The organism is Kitasatospora herbaricolor, from assembly GCF_030813695.1.
Classification (GTDB): domain Bacteria; phylum Actinomycetota; class Actinomycetes; order Streptomycetales; family Streptomycetaceae; genus Kitasatospora; species Kitasatospora herbaricolor.
Window position 1 is genome coordinate 254,158 of record NZ_JAUSVA010000002.1, and the last position, 16,459, is coordinate 270,616.

Here is a 16,459-nt window from a genome sequence, read left to right on the forward strand (position 1 = left end):
GTTCCTGTGTGGATGGACGAGTGGGTCGGTCAAGGAGTGAGCAGCACAGCGGCTGCCGCGTCGTGGCGAGGGCCTCCGGCCGTGGCGAGCACCCTACCGGTGGCGCCGCTCTCGAAGTGGGCGGCTGCGGCGGCGCACTGCAGGATGCCCAGAGCCCCCGACAGCGGGCCCAGTTGGGCTTCCAGGTCGATGTGGCGCGTGGCTGCGAGCAGCCGGCGCGCCCCGGCTTCCGCCCCGTCCCCGAGCCACAGGCCGACGGATTCCTCCTGCGCCACACCGGCGGCGGCCAGCGCCCCGGAGAGGTCCTGTGCCCGCGCGTACCCGGCGATCGTGGCGCGAGGCCGTGCGCCGCGGGAAGCGGCCGCGTGCGCCGGTTCGAGGACGACGGCGACCGCCACGTCGGTGGACTGCCGGCCGAGCAGCTTCGTCGCCACGTCGTTGGCCGGTTCGACGCCGACGACGACGGCCGCTTCGGCGCGCCCGGCCACGACGAGGTTCCGGGCCCAGGCGAGGGCGTCCAGCCCGCTCGTGGCGCCGTTGCAGACGGTGAGGTTGGGGCCGCGCAGCCCGTAGCGGATGGCCACCCAGCCCGCGGTGACGTTGCTGGAGGTCTGGGGCAGGCCCAGGGGGCTGAGAGCCCTGACGCCTGCTCCGGCGATGGTGGCGGCGGCTTCGCACACGCTGTCCGCGTTGCCCAGGTTGGTGCTGACCACGACCGCGGTCTCATCGGCCGCCCCCGTGAACGCGGCGGCGTCGTCGGTCAGGCCCGCGTCGTGGAGGGCGGACTCGGCAGCCCACAGGGCGAGGCGGGACGCGCGGTCCTTGTGGCGCAGCTCGCGTCCGCTGAGTCCGGTGGCGACATCAAAGCCGCCCGCCCCCGGCAGGGGCCCGAGGAGGTCGCCGTACGTCGCCACGCCGGGCAGCGCCAGTCCGATACCCGCGACGACGACCTCCCGGACGTTCGGGATCCTCCTGCGCGCGATGCTCGTCGTGCTCATCGGGCTGCCTCCACGATCGCGACGGCGTTGATCCCTCCGAAGCCGAACGCGTCGATCTGCGCGATGGCCAGGGGGCCGGCCGCGGGGACGCCCCGCACCAGGCCCAGGCCCGCGGCCTCGGGGATCGGTTCGGTGAGTCCCAGGACCGGGGGGACCGTTCCTTCCTTCATAGCGAGGACCGCCATCACGAGGCTGAGAAGTCCCGAACCGCCCAGGGTGTGGCCGGTCATCGCCTTGATGGCGGTCATCCGCGGACCGGATCCGGCACCATCGAAGATGCGGCGCAGGACGCCCGCCTCCGCCGCGTCGTTGAGGGGGGTGCCGCTGCCGTGCAGCATCACCAGGTCGATGTCGCGGGCCCGCACCCCCGCCCTGCGGTGGGCGTCGAGCACCGCGCGGGTGATGCCGTCGGGGTCCGGTGCGGTGGCGTGGTGAGCGTCGCAGTTCATGCCCACACCGCGCACCCGGGCGTGCACGGGCCCGTTCCCGGTGCCGGCGCGCTGGACGACGACGGCCGCCGCGCCCTCACCCATCAGCATGCCCTTGTGCGTGGCGTCGAAGGGGCGCAGCGCGTCGGGGATGCCGTTCTGCACCCGGTCGAGCGTGCCGAAGCCGCTCTCGGTGGCGGCGTCGGTGCCCGCGACGACGACCGTGTCGGCCGTGCCGGCCTCGATCATGTCGGTGGCCAGGCCGAGCGCGTACAGCGTGGCGGAGCAGGCGTTGGCGAAGGTGTAGGTGGTGGACGCCCCGAAGGCCGCCTTCAGGGCGGTACCGAAGTGCAGGTCTTCGAGGGCGACGTCCACGCCGTCGCGCCACCACAGTTCGAGGCTGCGTTGTTCGCGCATGGTGGTTCCGACCAGTACGGGTATCTGGGAGAGGTCCTCGCCCAGGCCCGCGTCGGCGGCCGCCTGGCGGACGACGGTGGTGAGCCAGCGGGTGGCGCGGCGCGGGATGTCGCCGCCGGCGGGCCGGTCGTCGATCTCGTAGGCGTAGGCCGCCCGGTACTTCTCCGGGTCGAACGCCTTCAGGGGTGTGCGGCTCTCCTGGCCCGCGCACAGCGCGGCGAAGATCTCTTCGGGGCTGGCGCCGATGTTGGCGATGGCGGCCATGCCCGTGATGTCCCAGGTCACGGTCGGGCAGCCGCCTTCCTCAGCTCGAAGGCGGCCAGCTTGCCGGTCGAGGTGGTTGGGAGGGCGTCGAGGAACTCCAGGCGGGCGGGCCGCTTGTGGGCGGCGAGGCCGCTGCGGATCGCGGCGCTCACCGCGCGCCGCACCGCGGCCTCGTCGGATCCCGGCCGGGCCACCAGGTACGCCACGGCCTGTTCCAGGCCGTCGGCGTCGCGGCTGCTGACGACCACGCAGTCCTGGACCCCTTCCGCGCCGCGGATGACGTTCTCGATCTCGCTCGGCACGACCTTGTAGCCGCCCAGGTTGAGCAGGTCATCCGCGCGGCACAGATGGGTGAACGTGCCGTCCGGCGCACGGCGCACCACGTCGCCGGTGTAGGCACCGCCGTCGGCGAAGGTGACCGCGGCGGCCTCCGGGAAGCCGATGTAGCCGAGGGCGACGGTCAGACCGGCGATGTGCAGGCGGCCCACCTGGCCGTCGGCGACGGGCGTGCCGTCCGCGTCCCGGACGGTCGCGGTGATCCCGGGCACCGGGACCCCGAAGGTACCCGGGCAACCGGTGTCCGGCGGCGTGCCGACGACGATGTGGAGCACTTCGGTGGCGCCGAGGCCGTTGACGAGCCCGGCCTGGAAGGCGGTGCGGATCCGCTCGCCGAGCGGAGCGGGCAGGTTCTCGCCCGCCGCCACGCACAGCCGCACGGAGTCGGAGGCGAGCTCCGTCCCGGGGGCGTTCAGCAGCGCGGCGTACAGCCGGGGGACGGAGAACAGCACGGTGGGCCGGTGGCGCTGCAGCGCGGCGGCCAGGGAGTGGATGTCGACCGGGCCGCGGACGAGCGCGACGCGGGCGCCGGCCGCCAGCGGGCACAGGACGGAAGCGCCGAAGCCGTACCCGAAGCTCATCCGGGCGCTGGAGAGCACGGTGTCCTCGGGTATCAGTGCCAATACCTTGCTGATGCCGTCGGCCATGGCCGCGATCGCACCCGCCGAGTGCCGCACCCCCTTGGGCATGCCGGTGCTCCCGGAGGTGTACTGCACCAGCGCCTCACGCCCCGCATTCCACACGACCGGTGGCCCGGCCTCCGTCGGGCGCCGCGCGGGACCGGGCTCGGCCGCCGCCAGGCCGGCGCGGACGTCGGCGCCGGCGAAGCGGGTGGCCGTGGCGAACAGTTCCTCCAAGGCGCGCTGCCGCGTGGGGGCGGCGTCGAGGTGCACCGTCGCGGCGGCGCAGTCCGCGGCGATGTAGCGGACTTCGTCGTCCGTGAGCACCGGGCTGATCACCACCGGGACGCAGCCGTGCCACCACAGGCCGAGGACGGCGACGACGGTCGCCACGGAGTCGTCGGCGACCAGGAGGCCGCGGGCGCCCTCGGGCACTCCCGCGGCCTTGAGGGCGCCCGCGTACCCGCGTGCCGCCTCCAGGAGGCCCGCGTAGGTGATCTCCTCGGCCTGGGGGTCGAGGTAGCTGGCCCGTCCGCCCCGGCCGGCGAAGACATGACCCGCCACCAGGTGGTCGACCAGGTCGATGCCCTGGGGGTTTGCCGCCCTCTCACTGAGCACGCACACCGCGGAGTCCAGGCTGGTGAGGGCCGCGGCTCCCTCGGCGGACAGGGGGCCGAACTCGCGCTCGACCGCGGCCGCGACCGCGACCTTCTCCAGGGAGCTCATGCCGAGGTCCTCGTAGAACAGGGCGCCGGGCTCGATGTCGTCCTTGTCCACTTCCAGGACGGACGCCACGATCTCTCGCAGCTTGTCGCGCGTGGTGTCGGTGGTCTCTGCGTCGCGCACCGGCGGGGTCCTTTCCGAATCTTCATGGCCGAGAGGGGGATCTGATGGGGAGGAGAGCGTGAAGGAGGCGGAGCCCTGCTCCCGGAGCTGCACCGGCCGGCACGTCGCTTGGCTCCGGTCGGGAGGGGAGAACGGGGCGGGATGGCGCAGAGCTCGACGGGAGCGCTCAGGCTCCGAGGCCGACCTCGCAGGGGAAGCGGACGGAGACGCCCTGGGGCTCCTCGGTGAAGATGACCCTCTTGGAGATCGCGGCCATGAACCCGAGCTCGAAGATCGTGCCCTTGCCGACGGGCCCGCCGGGGTTGCAGACGACAACGGCGTCGGCTCGCCGGAACGCGTCCATGTGCACCAACTTGTGCCGCCACGTGTCGCGGTCGTTCTTCAGGTGGTCCTGGTAATCGAAGAGGATGAAGTCGGTGCCCGCGGTCTCCGGCTTGATCCTGGTGCTCAGCGGGCTGAGCACGTCGGCGCCGCTCTCGCGCAGACGGGCGACGGTGTCCTCGATGTCCCCGAGGGACTGCTGGAAGCTGCCGCAGACGACGGCTGTCCGGAACTCCCGCCGGATCACGCCTTCCATCATGTCGTCCGAGCCGCACGCGGACATGCCTGTCTCCAGGTAGAACCGCTGCAGCTCGGGCCCCACGATGTTGAAGTAGAGGCCGGTGTCGACGTAGACGCTGGTGACCAGCGCGTCCACGTCCGGCTGCGGGAGCTGCTGGAACGCCCCGGTGGCGTACAGCCGCGTTCCCTTGTTGTCGACGACCTCGTGGAACTCCTTGAGCCCGGCGCAGAACTCGCCGACTCGTTCTGCCAGGGCCTCGTGGCCGAGGCTGCCGTCGAGCGCGAGCTGCTCCCTCGTGAGCAGCTCCAGCTCATCCCCCTGGGAGCGGAAAACGCTCACCCGCTCCGATCCGAAGTGGACCAGGACCCTGTCTTCTGCCGTCATTTTCTGCTCTCCTTCTCGTTCCAAAGCATTGGGTAATTGCGACCTTCGCCGAATCGACTGCGAGGCTCGCGGGCGTTCCGGGGGGGATCAGCCGCCTTGCCCGCGGAAGGCGCTGAGGTACTTTGCGGCGAACTCTTCTTCTCGGCCCCGGTTGTATTGGGTGATGAAACGCGGGTGCTCCAAGGGCACGATCTTCTCGAAGAGTCGCCGTCCCTCGTTCACCTTCGAGAGGAACCTGAAATTCTCGCCGCTGCCGATGCAGTAGCACACGGAGGCGTCGATTCCGAATGTCAGCTGCTGCTCCAGGGTGTCCACGAGGAAGAAGTGCAGGAGCTCCAGCAGTTTCTTGTTCTCGTAGTAGTTGCAGTTGACCTCTTTCCCCTTGGGGCCCGTTCTCACCAGACCGAGGGGGCACACAAAACTCATGACGAAGTCGGCGTAGAACCTGTCGCGGCCCCCGTAGCGACTGATGACGTCGTGCAGAAACCCGGCGGAAGGCCGGCTGACCGCGTAGCCGTCGACATCGACTCCCGTTTCGCTCTCGAGGAGCTTGGCGTCTTCGAACGGGACCCCGGTCACGGCTGTGCCTCGTCGGGCGGGCGAGCTGCCCAGTACCAGGCGACGCGGCTTGTCGTCGCCGTAGTACTTGCCGTAGAACGCCGTCGTCACCTCCCTGACCCGGTCCCTCTGGGGGCCGCTGAACGGGTTGATGACCGCGAACCCGGGAGGTACCTGGAGCGTCGTCCCCGCAAGGACCTCGTTGAACTGCAGGATCCGATGGGCAACGGTCGTTCGCGCGGCCATGGCGGAATTCCTTCCTTCACGCTGGCCACTCGGACCAGTCCGATCGCACCCGGCCGTCCTCGTTTCAGCCTTCCCCCAGAGCCGGTGGGCCATCGCGGAAACGGCCTGCTGGAGGAGCGGCGGAAAGGTCAGGCGGCGACAGCCGTCAGGTAGATCTCGGTGATTTTCGGTGAAATTTGAACGTCTTTAAACCCGGCGCGGTCGAGTTCCGCGCCGATCAGATTGGCCGTGTCCATCCCGCGGTAGAGATCGACGAATTCAGTGCCGGGGATGATCAGCCCCGGTATGACGCGGCCGCGCTGAGTATACAGAAATCCGTTGGCCACGGAGATGATGATCGCCGCACCGGACTTCAACACCCTGTGCGCCTCCGAGGCCGCCGCGGACGTGTCGAAGAACGACGAGTTGTATGTCCTCAGGGAGACATAGAGATCGAAACTGTCTTCCGGCAGGGCGGACAGGTCTCCGGCACTCGAGACGACGGTCCTCGACGAGGGAATGCGTCCGCCGATATTCGCAAGGCCACGTTCCGCGATGTCGACGAAGGTGATCTGGGGACAATCTGAGAACAGAGCTTCCGCTTCGAAGCCGGCTCCGACGCCGACGTTGAGGATGTTGATGGCAGACAGAGGCATGGCGGACGAACCCCTGTGCACCGACCTGAAGTCGTCGGCCCATCCCGGGTTGGCGGCACGAGCGTCGACCGCGTAGTCGTAGGAGCCGTACTTCGCGTCGAACGCTTCGGACAGCGCGCCGCTCACGACGCGATCAGCCTCTTCGCTCCCGATCCCGTACCTCTGGCGGATGAGAGAAGCGAGCGCGGCCTTCCCCCGGTTCGCGTTGACGTCACTCCGGGACAGGAGGAACCCCCTCGTGCGCAGCTGAGCGGTGACGGCTTCGCTGATGCGGTGTGTGGCGTAGTGGGGGTTGCGGTCGATGTTCTGCTCGCTCGCCGCGTAGAAGCCTCGGTTCTGCTCGAGGATCTCCCGCTGCAGATCGTCGGGGAAGCGGTGTACATGCCCCTGTGCAGTGACGGGATCGTCGTCGAGGTAGCTAGTCAGCGCGGGGTCGGGCAGGCCGATGTACACCCTGTCGACGCGCACTTCCTTCAAGAGCTCGGCAAGCTCGAACGACCCCCTCGCCGACAGGGTGTTGACCGTCAGATAGATGCTGTGCGCGCTGGATGTTCCGAGCTCCTGCATCTTGCCCCGCAGAGTGCGGTACCAGGATGCGCCGCGCATCTCGCCCTCGAAGGCGGAGCAGATCAGCTCGTTGTGTTCAGACACGAGCGCAACGCCGACTCTCCTACCTGACTGCGGCGCCCTTTGCGCGACCCCAATGACGTGCTTCATCCAATGGGTACTGTTCGGGCTCATCTGGGCCTCCAATTCTTACCTTGCGCGGAACATGCGGGGGCGTCATCGCTCCGCAGGGACATGGGCGGCCCGGCTCGGTCCGGGGGATACACGGCACGGACGCCGTATCCCGCAAGCGGAGCGGGCCGAGCTCTACCGGCTCGGCTCGCCGGGCTGCGTACGCGGCGTCGACGAACTTGTCGTCCGGTCCGTTGTGCTCGGCGACTGCGGCCAGTGGCGGCTCTCGTGTACCGGGCCGGACAGGTCCGCCACCGCCCACCGGCCGTCGAGGTGCTCGATCATGACCAGTCGCCGGCCGAGCGTGCCCTGCCCCGGGTACGGGCGCAGCACGCTGGGGCGGGTACGGCAGTGCTCGGCCCCAGCAGCGACCCGGCGCAGGTCGACTCCAGGGGCGACGGCTCGAAGAAGCGGCGCGAGAGCGGCCGGTGGGCCGTTCGGCGGCCGGTTCGTCAACAGCTCGTGGCTGCCGCTGGACACCGTGAGGGTGGAATAGTCCATCAAGGCTCCTTGGAGGTGACGGCACTCGGCCGCGCGCAGCGATCGTTAGTCGAACTTCGTCCTCTGCAGGTCCAGTGGGCGCACCCCACTGCCGGCCCTGCGGCGGTCGACCAGCACACGGGGCGTTCAGGGGCACCAGCACACACCAGATCCGCCGTCGACGGGAGGCACGTTTGAGGGGCACTTTTTCGGCGAGGACGGCCCTCGGCCGCCTCGGCGCGGTCGGGCATCGGCGTCCGCCTCTGTCCCTTCCTTCCTCGGGCGGTCACCGAGAGCCGTTCCGAAAGGGCCGGTAGCACCCGGCGCCCCTGAGTGGGACGACGATGTGCGATTACCGGCCTCGCGAGGCGGTGCACAACTACGCTACGTAAAAGGTGAAATGACGAGGACTCACCCGCAGTACGGGTTTGCCGCTGCGCGCCGCGGTCGTCCCAGTGAACCCGGCGCGCGGTCTTCCCGGCCAGGGGGTGGAAGACGTGAACACGTTCATCGCCTTCATGATCGAAAGCAGGGGGCGTGATGGCGACCGTTGGCCGTAGGCGAGCGGAGACCGGTGTGATCTCCGGCTACGTGCTGCGCCTGCTGCGCGAGAGCGCTGCCCTGCCGCAGAGTCGCCTGGCCGAACTGCTCGGCGTGGACCTCGGCACGCTCCAGGGCTGGGAGAGCGGGCGCAGACCGCTGGGCAACGTCCGGGGCGCGGAGCTGCTGCAGCTTCGCCGCCGCCTGGCCGCCCTCGGCGCGGCCGGGGCCCTGTTCGGGTGGTTGGACGCGGCGATGGACGCCGACCTCGTCCTGGCCGCCGCCCTGCAGCCGCCCGAGGACCTCGCCCTCCACCCCCTGGCCGGGTGGGTGCAGTCCCGCGAGAGCGCGCACCTGGTGGCCTGGGCGGTGCGCGGCATCACCCCGCCGGGCCTCGCCCCGTACGCGGCGCGCACCCGCCGCGGGCCGGTGCCCACCGGCCCGCACCTGTCCGCCGCCGACCGCGAGGCGTTCTTCCTGAACCTGCGCCGCACCTCCGAGATCGCGGGATCCCGCGGCGACCGGACGCCGCTGCGCCGCCAGACGCTCTACCTCTCCTCCTACGACCCGGCCCCGGATGCCGAGGACTGGGCCGCCCACGCCTTGGCCGCCATGCGGCCGGCCCTGGCCCTGCGCGGGTACACCCCCCGCTGGATCGAGGCCCGCACCGCCGCCACGGTCGCCGCCCGACAGGGGGACCCCGAACCCCTGATCCATTTCGTCGCCACCGCGCTGAGCGGAGACCAGCACGGCGAACTCGCCAACCTTGGGTACTGGGCATACTGGCTGGGCGCCATGCCCGCCGACCAGGCCGACGACGCTTTCCTCGACCGACCCGAATCCGCCGCGTGGAACCCCCTTGCCCTCTTCCGCGGCCTGGTCGGCTCGATGCATCCGGCGCCCGGCACCGTCGACCTGTACGTCCACTCCGTCACCACGCTCCTGGACCTCCACCCCTGGCTGTCCGCCGCCGACCCCGCCACCACCCGGCACCTGCTCACGCTGACCGCGAACCTCCTCGACCTGCGCGTCGTCTCCTCGGTATCGGCACGCGCGCTGGAGTCGGTCCACTACCGTCTGCAGCAGACGACTTGACGCACCGGCAGGAGCACACGACGTGACCGAACACACCGACGAACCCACGGCGACAGGAACCGCCGCTCTCCTGTTCGAGGCCCGGGAGCTGGCCGAGCTGCCGCGCACCGGCTGGCGCTACGACGGCGTCCCCCTGGCCGTCGTCGAGACCGTCGCCGACCACAGCCACAGCTCCGCCGTCATCGGCCTCGTCCTGGCCGCAATGGAAGGCGCGGACCCCGGGCGCACCGCCCTGCTGTGCGTCCTGCACGACCTGCCCGAGACCCGCACCGGCGACCAGACCCCCGTCACCCGCCGCTACGTCACCGCCGCCGACCCCCGCGGCGTGGCCGCCGACCAGGTGGCCGCCGCGCACCCGGACGTCCAGAGTGTCGTGCTCGGCGCAATCGGCGAGTTCGAGGACGACAAGACCCTCGAAGCCCGGTGCGCCCACGACGCGGACAAGCTCGACTGCTACCTGCAGGCCCTGCGCCTGCTGCGCCTGGGCTACCCGGTGGGCGGCAAGGCCCGGCGCTGCCGAGAAGCCCTGGAGACTGCCTCCGCGCAGCGCCTCGCGGCGGCTGCCGCGACCATGGATCCGGCCCAGTGGCAGCACGACCTGCTCCGCGTCCCGGCCGCGCGCTGAGCGGCCGCACCAGCCGCCCACCACCGCCAAGGGCAGCGATCATGAACGCGATGAACACACACGCGGCCCCGACCCCCTACCCCGGCCCGGCAGGCGGCGCTTCACTGGTCGCACCGGACCGCCCAGCCCCTTTGCCCCCGGAGCGCGCATGACCCCCACCGACACCGCCCTTGCCGCGGTGGACGCTGTCGTCCTGACCATGAACGACTGCCCCGAGCAGGCGAGGGCGCTGCGCTCCCTGCTCGCCCAGGAAGGAGTCGACCTGCGCGTGGTCGTGGTCGGCAACGGCGTCCAGCCCGAGGACGTCCCCGCCAGCGTGGCGACCCTGGCACTGCCGGAGAACGTGGGCATCCCCGAGGGCCGCAACATCGGCGCCCGGGCACTGGCGGAAGACGGCGGCGGCGAGTTCGTCTTCTTCTTCGACAACGACGCTCACCTACCAGCCCTCGATACCCTGGCCCGCCTCGTCGAGGAGGCCAGGCGGCACCTGCGGACCGCCTGGGTCCAGCCCCGGATCGCCGACCCTGACACGGGGGTGACCGTCCGGCGCTGGGTGCCCCGGCTGCGCACCGCGGACCCCGACCGGCCCGGCACCGTCGCGGCGATGGCCGAGGGCGTCGTCCTCGTCCGCCGCCGCGCCTTCGAACAGGTCGGCGGGTGGCCCGGCCACTTCTTCCTCTACCACGAAGGGTTCGACCTGGCCCTGCGGTGCTGGGACGCGGGCCTGACGGGCTACTACGCTCCGCAGGTCGTCGTCCACCACCCCGCCAGCGACCCCGCCCGCCACGCCCTCTACCAGCGTCTGGTCGCCCGCAACCGGGTCTGGGTCGCCTACCGGCGCCTCCCCGCGCCCCTGGTCCCCCTCTACATCGCCACATGGGTCGCCATCACCGTCCTGCGGGCCCGGCGCGCCCCCCGCACGCTGACCCCGTGGTTCTCCGGCCTGTGGGAGGGGCTGCGCGGCGGCCACGGCGAGCGGCGCCCGATCTCCTGGCACACCGCGTGGCGTTTGACCCAGGCCGGACGCCCCCCGGTGATCTGACCTTGGACAGGCGCGGTCCTGATCCCGCCCCTGCGGCCGAGGGCCGCCAACCACCGTGCGCGGAACGTGATGTGCTGCTTTCGCGCAGTCGCGGACCGCGGGTGCGCAGCGCCGCTAGTGCCGTGACCGAGAAGGTTCGCCGGGTTGGCGGTGGCGAGGCTTGAACCGGTTGGATGTGAGCGGACATCCGAGGAACGGGGAGGCATGGTGGCGGAGCCGGTCAGAGCGCGTCGATTGACCGACCAGGAGGGCCAGCCTTTGCAGCGGATCGTGCGTCGGGGCAGCACGAATTCGGTGCGCTACCGGCGGGCGATGATGCTGCTGGCCTCCGCCGGTGGCAACCGGGTGCCGGTCATTGCTCAGTTGGTCCAGGCGGACGAGGACACGGTGCGGGATGTAATCCACCGGTTCAACGAGATCGGGCTGGCCTGCCTGGACCCTCGGTGGGCGGGAGGCCGTCCCCGCCTGCTCAGCTTTGATGACGAGGACTTCGTCGTCCAGACGGCCACCACCCGCCCTGCCAAACTCGGGCAGCCGTTCACCCGCTGGTCGATCCGCAAACTGCTCGCCTACCTTCGGCGGGTTCACGGCCGGGTGATCCGGATCGGGCGCGAGGCTCTGCGCTGCCTGCTCGCTCGACGCGGCGTCACCTTCCAACGCACCAAGACCTGGAAGGAGTCCATCGACCCCGAGTTCGACGCCAAGCTCGACCGGATCGAGGACGTCCTGGACCGCTTCCCCGACAGGACGTTCGCGTTCGACGAGTTCGGCCCGCTCGGCATCCGTCCCACCGCAGGCAACTGCTGGGCCGAGCAGGGCCGGCCCGACCGGCTCCCGGCGACCTACCAGCGCACCCACGGTGTGACGTACTTCCACGGCTGCTACTCGATCGGTGACGACACTCTGTGGGGAGTCAACCGGCGCCGCAAGGGCATGGTGAACACGCTGGCTGCGCTCAAGTCGATCCGGGCCGCCCGGCCGGACGGCGCCCCGGTCTACGTGATTCTCGACAACCTTTCCGCCCACAACGGCAAGAAGATCCTCCGCTGGGCGAAGAACAACAACGCCCACCTCTGCTTCACCCCCACCAACGCGTCCTGGGCGAACCCGATCGAGGCCCACTTCGGACCGCTGCGGCAGTTCACCCTTGCCAACTCCAACCACCCCAACCACACGGTCCAGACCCGTGAACTGCACCGTTACCTGCGCAGGCGCAATGCCAACGCCCGCCACCCCGATGTCCTCGCCGCCCAGCGCAAGGAACGCGCCCGTATCCGCAGCGAGAAGGGCCTGCGCTGGGGAGGCCGACCGCTCACCGATGCAGCCTGACCCGCCCCCACATCCAGGAGCCCCGCGATGGCAGTAGAGATCGTCTACGAGACGCACGCCACCACGATCGACAACGTGGCGGGCATCGCCACCGGCTGGCTTCCCGGTCAGCTCTCGGAACTCGGCCGCCGCCAGGCCGCGGAACTCGGCGAACGCCGACGCGCTGGCAACTTCGCCGCGGTGTTCACCTCCGACCTCCATCGAGCCGTGGAAACAGCCCAGATCGCGTTCCCCGACGGCAGGCCCCCAATCCACCAGGACGTTCGGCTACGCGAGTGCAACTACGGCGACCTCAACGGAACCCCGGTCTCCCGCATTGCCGCCCAGCGGGCTCGTCGCATCGACGAACCCTTCCCTGGCGGTCAGAGCTACCGCCAGGTCCTCGCGGCCACCGACATGTTCCTCCACGACCTGGCCATACGCTGGGACGGCAGTCGGATCCTGGTGATCGCCCACTCGGCCAACCGGTGGGTCCTGGACTGCCTGCTCACCGGCGCCTCATTGGAGGACCTCCTCGAAGCCCCACCCGTCTGGCGCCCGGGCTGGGACTACACGCTTCCCGGCGGCTGGATCGCCTCGACCCGGTGAACCTTCTCGGTCACGGCACTAGCGTGGTCGCCACCGACCAGGTCCGTCGGTGGTGCGATGTCAGGGGGCGGGCAGTGGCGACACCCAGAACACCCAACCAGCAGCTGGCCGGCGTGATGGACGAGGTCGGCCTCACCCTCGAAGCGCTGGCCCGCGCCACCAAAGCGGTGGCAGCCGAGTCCGGAGTCCGGCTGGGCACGTCCCGCTCGGCCGTCCACGCCTGGGTGAGCGCCGGTGCCGTTCCGGCGGGCAACACCCCCGCCTACGTCGCCGAGGCGCTGTCCCGAAGACTGCGACGACCTGTCACGGTCGCCGAGATCGGCCTGGGCGAGGACACGAGCACCGACTTCATGCTCCTGAGCCCCGCGGCCGCCGCAACCGAAACCGGAAGGCTCCTCGTGCACCACCGCCGCGATTTCCTCGCCCTTGGCTTCTCCGCCGCGGCCCTCCTGGCCCCGCTGGCTCTCGATCCCCCAACCGCCACGGCTCTGCCCGCAGCCGGCCCCGGACGCCGGATCGGCAGCGGCGAGGTCACGGCGGTGCGCCAGTTCACCGCCGCTTTCCGGACCTCCGACGAGCTCCTGGGCGGCGGGCACGGCCTCAGCGTCGCCGGCGTCTTCCTCAGCGACGTCGTCGCGCCGATGCTGCACGGTACCTACGCCGACGACCGCGTCCGCGCCGACGCCTTCGAAGCCGCCGCCGCGCTGGCCACCCTCGTCGGCTTCAAGTGCCACGACGCCGGATACGAGGGTGCCGCCCAACGCCACTACCAGCTCGCCGTCCACCTCGCCCGCGAAGCCGACCCCGACGACCGCACCGGACAGGCCGCCTGGGGCATGCGGGCCCTCGTCCACCAGGCCCTCGACCTTGGACAGCCCGCAGGCACCGTCGACCTCGCCGAAGCCGCCCTCGCCCGTACCCGCGGCCGCGTAGACAAGCGCACCGAGGCCCTGCTGCTCATCACCGCCGCCCGCGCGCACGGTGCCAGCGGCAGCCCGAACGCCGCCTCGGCCCTGATCGACGCCGCCCGCGACGCCGCCCGCACCGGCACCGACGCGCTGCCCGCCTACGCGGCAGCCGCCGGCCCCACTGACGCCGTCATCGCCTCCCACACCGGCCGCACCCTGACCGAGATGGGCCACCATGCCGCCGCCGAGCGGCATTACCGCGCCGCCCTGACCGACCGCACCGACCACGTCTACCGCCGCACCCGCGCCCTCACCCTCGCCAACATCGCCCGCGCAGTCGCTGCCCAGGACCGCCACGAGGAGGCCGTCAACCTCCTCGCCCGCAGCCTCGACCTGACGGACGGCATCGCCTCCCACCGGGCCCGCCGCGAACTCCTCGCCATGCGGCCGAATTTGGCGCTGTACGCGCGGCGCGGGATCCGCGGCGCGGCCGACCTCGCGGACCGCGCCTCCCGCCTGGCGGCGACCTCGTAGGGCGAGCCGTCCGTACCGGGCGCGAGCGCCTACGGGAGGCAGCGGTCACACCGCGGATGGCAGTTCGGTGCGAATCCGGTGGACGACGTCGCGCACCACAGGCTCGTCGCGCCACCGGCCGAGCCGGTCCACCAGGTCGTGCAGGTAGGTGTGGGCGCGGGGCGAGCGGACCCCTCTGAGGATGTCCACCGACCGGTGCGCCTCGTCCAGCGCCGGTTCGAGGTCGCCGTCGATCAGATGGACGCCGGCCAGCACGGCGCGCCTGATGCCGACCGCCCGGGTGAAGCGCTCCACCGGCATCGCCCCCGCCCGGTCGGCCCACACCATCGCCGACCGGGTCAGGCCCAAATCCCGATGCGCCTCGACGCCGTCGGTGGCCAACCGCTCCGGGGTCAGGTATGAGAGCCACCCGGGGTCGTGCGCCCTGGGCCGGATTCCCGACAGCAACCTCTCGCAAAGGGCAAGGGCCGCTCCCGCGCCAGCGCCGTCGCCCTGCTTGGCCAGGGCCCGGGCCTCGGCGAGCTTGCAGAACGCCAGGACCCTTGGGGCGGCGTGGCCGCGTCCGCGGGCGTAGGCGGCGGAGGCCATCTCCGTGGCCTGCGCGCACCGGCCGGCCAGATACGCCGAGAGGGACATCGTGGCCAGGACGTAGGAGCCCATCTCCACGTCGCCCGCGGCGCGGGCCATGCGCAGCGCCTGGATCAGGAGCCGGTCGGAGGCGGCGCGGTCGCCGGCGTCCATCGCGGCCCACCCGGCCACCCGCGACAGTTCGGCCAGCGCCCTGTGCAGGGCCTGCCCCGTTGAGTCCGAGTACGTGCCCTCCAGGAGCGGCCCGGCTTCCCGCAGGCAGTCCATGACCTGGCTGCGGCGCCAGTTGCCGCCTCCGAAGCGGGAGTCGGCCACCTGCGCTTCGGCGGCCGCCGACCACAGGCGCTCGACGTCAGTCGGGCCGACGCGCACCGATCCGACGTGCTCGTCCGGCTCGTCCGGCTCGTCCGGCTCGTCGGCCGGGTCGGCCAGCCAGCGGAGGGTCGGCGTGGTGAAGGCCGCGCCCGCCGTCAGCAACAGGTCACGACGGTCCACGCTTCTCCAGCAGTTCACGGCACCCGCAAGGGCGGCCTCGCAGTCGTGGGGGAAATCCAACCCGGTGTCCGTCCCGGAAACCGGCGCAACGCCCCACCCTGCATCCGAAAGAGTGACAACCCGGCCCAGAAGGTTGCCGAGCACCTCGACGACGCACTCCTGCGCCGCCTTCCTCGGAGTCGCGCCGGCCAGCCACGCGGCGACGTGGGTGTGGGTGTACGCCGTCCGCCGAACGCCCACCTGCGCCGCGGCGTTGACGAGGCGGGCGAGTTCCCGGTGCGACGCCCCGCACGCCGCTACGAGTGCGCCCAGCCGCACGTTCGGCTGCCTCGTGTCGCCGGTCACGGAGCGACGGAGACCAGGTAGACGTCGTGCTCGCGGTAGCTGTTGTAGTCCGATGGGCAGCCTTGGCCGCTCTCGACATGCGCAGTGGTGATGCCGCGGTTCTTCGCCAGCTCCCAGGCGTCGCCCGAGGTCTCCACCCATCTCCCGGCTGGTACCCGGTCCGCCCCTACGAACTCCAGCACCGCCGGATCGGGCAGGGGCTGGATGGGCAGGTGCTCCATGCCCGGGTCGACCGCGACGTGCCAGTGCAGCGGGGACGTCTGGCCGGGCCGCGCCTGAACCACCCTCACGTCACGGGGGTAGGTGTATCCGTGGACCAGGTGGCCGCCGTACTGGGCGGCGAGGGCCGTCAGCAGTGGCAGGAGGGCGAAGGCCGAGAGGATCATGCCCGCCCCCTTCCGTCGCCTGCGCGAAGTGGATCGCGGTCGGCGCTGGTCGGGCCAGTTGTCGGGCGACCCGGTGCGGGTGGGCACGGGGTGGGGTGAAGGGCGGTCGGTCATGGTCGGCTCGCAGAGGTTGTGCGTCGCGGGGAACGGGATGGTCGGGTCAGGCGGGGGCGGCCGCGTCGAGGGCGCTGGCCTCGGCACGGCCGCCCTGGCCAGGCATTCAGGAGAGCCGGCTGACCGGCTTAGTCACCGTGCGGGGCTGCCGGGTCGCCAGGTGGTGGGCGGCATTCCAGAGCGCCATCAGCGCGTGGATGCTCAAGTCGTTGACCGCCGTACTGGTTCCGGTGTCGGCCATGCCTGCCGGATCAGGACCAGGCCGGGGCGCCGATTGCGCCATCCGCAGCGGGGTTCCCGCGTTCACGGTCGGTGCTCCACCGTGCGGCACCCGGACGGTGGCGGCGGCGACCGGGTG

Annotated in this window: 16 protein-coding genes; 6 read left to right on the forward strand and 10 right to left on the reverse strand. The window is 71.3% G+C overall.

The features are described from left to right. Positions 1-29: 29 nt before the first annotated feature. The 7 genes from J2S46_RS01505 to J2S46_RS01535 all read right to left on the reverse strand — a co-directional run bounded on the left by J2S46_RS01505 (position 30) and on the right by J2S46_RS01535 (position 7,533). On the reverse strand, positions 30-998 hold the full coding sequence (locus tag J2S46_RS01505; RefSeq protein ID WP_191291824.1) for a beta-ketoacyl synthase N-terminal-like domain-containing protein: 969 nt from the start codon (positions 996-998) through the stop codon (positions 30-32). Next, positions 995-2,128, reverse strand: a complete 1,134-nt coding sequence (locus J2S46_RS01510) for a beta-ketoacyl synthase N-terminal-like domain-containing protein (RefSeq protein WP_190213701.1) — start codon at positions 2,126-2,128, stop codon at positions 995-997. Before J2S46_RS01510 ends, J2S46_RS01505 begins: the two co-directional genes overlap by 4 nt. Continuing rightward, positions 2,125-3,909 (reverse strand): AMP-binding protein, encoded by a 1,785-nt coding sequence (locus J2S46_RS01515; RefSeq protein ID WP_229912990.1) that lies wholly within the window; start codon positions 3,907-3,909, stop codon positions 2,125-2,127. The genes J2S46_RS01510 and J2S46_RS01515 overlap by 4 nt, the downstream gene beginning before the upstream one ends. A gap of 166 nt (positions 3,910-4,075) precedes the next feature. Continuing rightward, positions 4,076-4,855: a nucleoside 2-deoxyribosyltransferase gene (locus J2S46_RS01520; RefSeq protein WP_191291823.1), complete on the reverse strand. Its 780-nt coding sequence runs from the start codon at positions 4,853-4,855 to the stop codon at positions 4,076-4,078. Positions 4,856-4,942: 87 nt separating this feature from the next. After that, complete coding sequence (locus J2S46_RS01525) at positions 4,943-5,659, reverse strand: uracil-DNA glycosylase family protein (protein ID WP_191291822.1); 717 nt, start codon at positions 5,657-5,659, stop codon at positions 4,943-4,945. A 128-nt stretch (positions 5,660-5,787) separates the two neighbouring features. Then, the gene (locus tag J2S46_RS01530) at positions 5,788-7,035 is read right to left on the reverse strand and encodes a methyltransferase domain-containing protein (RefSeq protein WP_191291821.1); all 1,248 of its coding nucleotides are present in this window, start codon (positions 7,033-7,035) and stop codon (positions 5,788-5,790) included. A gap of 132 nt (positions 7,036-7,167) precedes the next feature. Beyond that, positions 7,168-7,533 (reverse strand): hypothetical protein, encoded by a 366-nt coding sequence (locus J2S46_RS01535; protein ID WP_191291820.1) that lies wholly within the window; start codon positions 7,531-7,533, stop codon positions 7,168-7,170. A gap of 555 nt (positions 7,534-8,088) precedes the next feature. On the opposite strand from J2S46_RS01535, the gene J2S46_RS01540 reads away from it, so the two are divergent. The 6 genes from J2S46_RS01540 (at position 8,089) to J2S46_RS01565 (ending at position 14,173) form a co-directional block, all read left to right on the forward strand. Continuing rightward, entirely contained in the window at positions 8,089-9,147 is a 1,059-nt protein-coding gene (locus J2S46_RS01540) for a helix-turn-helix domain-containing protein (RefSeq protein ID WP_191291819.1), read from the forward strand. A 22-nt stretch (positions 9,148-9,169) separates the two neighbouring features. Beyond that, positions 9,170-9,772, forward strand: a complete 603-nt coding sequence (locus J2S46_RS01545) for an HD domain-containing protein (protein ID WP_191291818.1) — start codon at positions 9,170-9,172, stop codon at positions 9,770-9,772. A gap of 148 nt (positions 9,773-9,920) precedes the next feature. Beyond that, complete coding sequence (locus J2S46_RS01550; RefSeq protein ID WP_191291817.1) at positions 9,921-10,814, forward strand: glycosyltransferase family 2 protein; 894 nt, start codon at positions 9,921-9,923, stop codon at positions 10,812-10,814. Positions 10,815-11,021: 207 nt separating this feature from the next. Next, on the forward strand, positions 11,022-12,143 hold the full coding sequence (locus J2S46_RS01555; protein WP_307352705.1) for an IS630 family transposase: 1,122 nt from the start codon (positions 11,022-11,024) through the stop codon (positions 12,141-12,143). A 27-nt stretch (positions 12,144-12,170) separates the two neighbouring features. Next, positions 12,171-12,731 carry a histidine phosphatase family protein gene (locus tag J2S46_RS01560; RefSeq protein ID WP_191291815.1) on the forward strand — a complete coding sequence of 187 codons (561 nt, stop codon included), beginning with the start codon at positions 12,171-12,173 and terminating at the stop codon, positions 12,729-12,731. Positions 12,732-12,805: 74 nt separating this feature from the next. Further along, entirely contained in the window at positions 12,806-14,173 is a 1,368-nt protein-coding gene (locus tag J2S46_RS01565; protein ID WP_191291814.1) for an NsdA family TPR-like regulatory protein, read from the forward strand. A gap of 45 nt (positions 14,174-14,218) precedes the next feature. Here J2S46_RS01565 and J2S46_RS01570 read toward each other — a convergent pair whose 3' ends face one another. The 3 genes from J2S46_RS01570 to J2S46_RS01580 form a co-directional block, all read right to left on the reverse strand. Then, the gene (locus J2S46_RS01570; RefSeq protein ID WP_307348313.1) at positions 14,219-15,601 is read right to left on the reverse strand and encodes an NsdA family TPR-like regulatory protein; all 1,383 of its coding nucleotides are present in this window, start codon (positions 15,599-15,601) and stop codon (positions 14,219-14,221) included. Further along, positions 15,598-15,987: a hypothetical protein gene (locus J2S46_RS01575; protein ID WP_191291812.1), complete on the reverse strand. Its 390-nt coding sequence runs from the start codon at positions 15,985-15,987 to the stop codon at positions 15,598-15,600. Before J2S46_RS01575 ends, J2S46_RS01570 begins: the two co-directional genes overlap by 4 nt. A 220-nt stretch (positions 15,988-16,207) precedes the next feature. Next, positions 16,208-16,342, reverse strand: a complete 135-nt coding sequence (locus J2S46_RS01580) for a hypothetical protein (protein WP_268255709.1) — start codon at positions 16,340-16,342, stop codon at positions 16,208-16,210. Between the last annotated feature and the right edge of the window lie 117 nt (positions 16,343-16,459).

Bases quoted from the DNA above. Each gene is read 5' to 3' on its own strand.
- J2S46_RS01575 (WP_191291812.1), bottom strand. From the start codon at position 15,987: ATGATCCTCTCGGCCTTCGCCCTCCTGCCACTGCTGACGGCCCTCGCC.
- J2S46_RS01505 (WP_191291824.1), bottom strand. From the start codon at position 998: ATGAGCACGACGAGCATCGCGCGCAGGAGGATCCCGAACGTCCGGGAG.
- J2S46_RS01530 (WP_191291821.1), bottom strand. From the start codon at position 7,035: ATGAGCCCGAACAGTACCCATTGGATGAAGCACGTCATTGGGGTCGCG.
- J2S46_RS01525 (WP_191291822.1), bottom strand. From the start codon at position 5,659: ATGGCCGCGCGAACGACCGTTGCCCATCGGATCCTGCAGTTCAACGAG.
- J2S46_RS01535 (WP_191291820.1), bottom strand. From the start codon at position 7,533: ATGGACTATTCCACCCTCACGGTGTCCAGCGGCAGCCACGAGCTGTTG.
- J2S46_RS01580 (WP_268255709.1), bottom strand. From the start codon at position 16,342: ATGGCCGACACCGGAACCAGTACGGCGGTCAACGACTTGAGCATCCAC.
- J2S46_RS01550 (WP_191291817.1), top strand. From the start codon at position 9,921: ATGACCCCCACCGACACCGCCCTTGCCGCGGTGGACGCTGTCGTCCTG.
- J2S46_RS01520 (WP_191291823.1), bottom strand. From the start codon at position 4,855: ATGACGGCAGAAGACAGGGTCCTGGTCCACTTCGGATCGGAGCGGGTG.
- J2S46_RS01560 (WP_191291815.1), top strand. From the start codon at position 12,171: ATGGCAGTAGAGATCGTCTACGAGACGCACGCCACCACGATCGACAAC.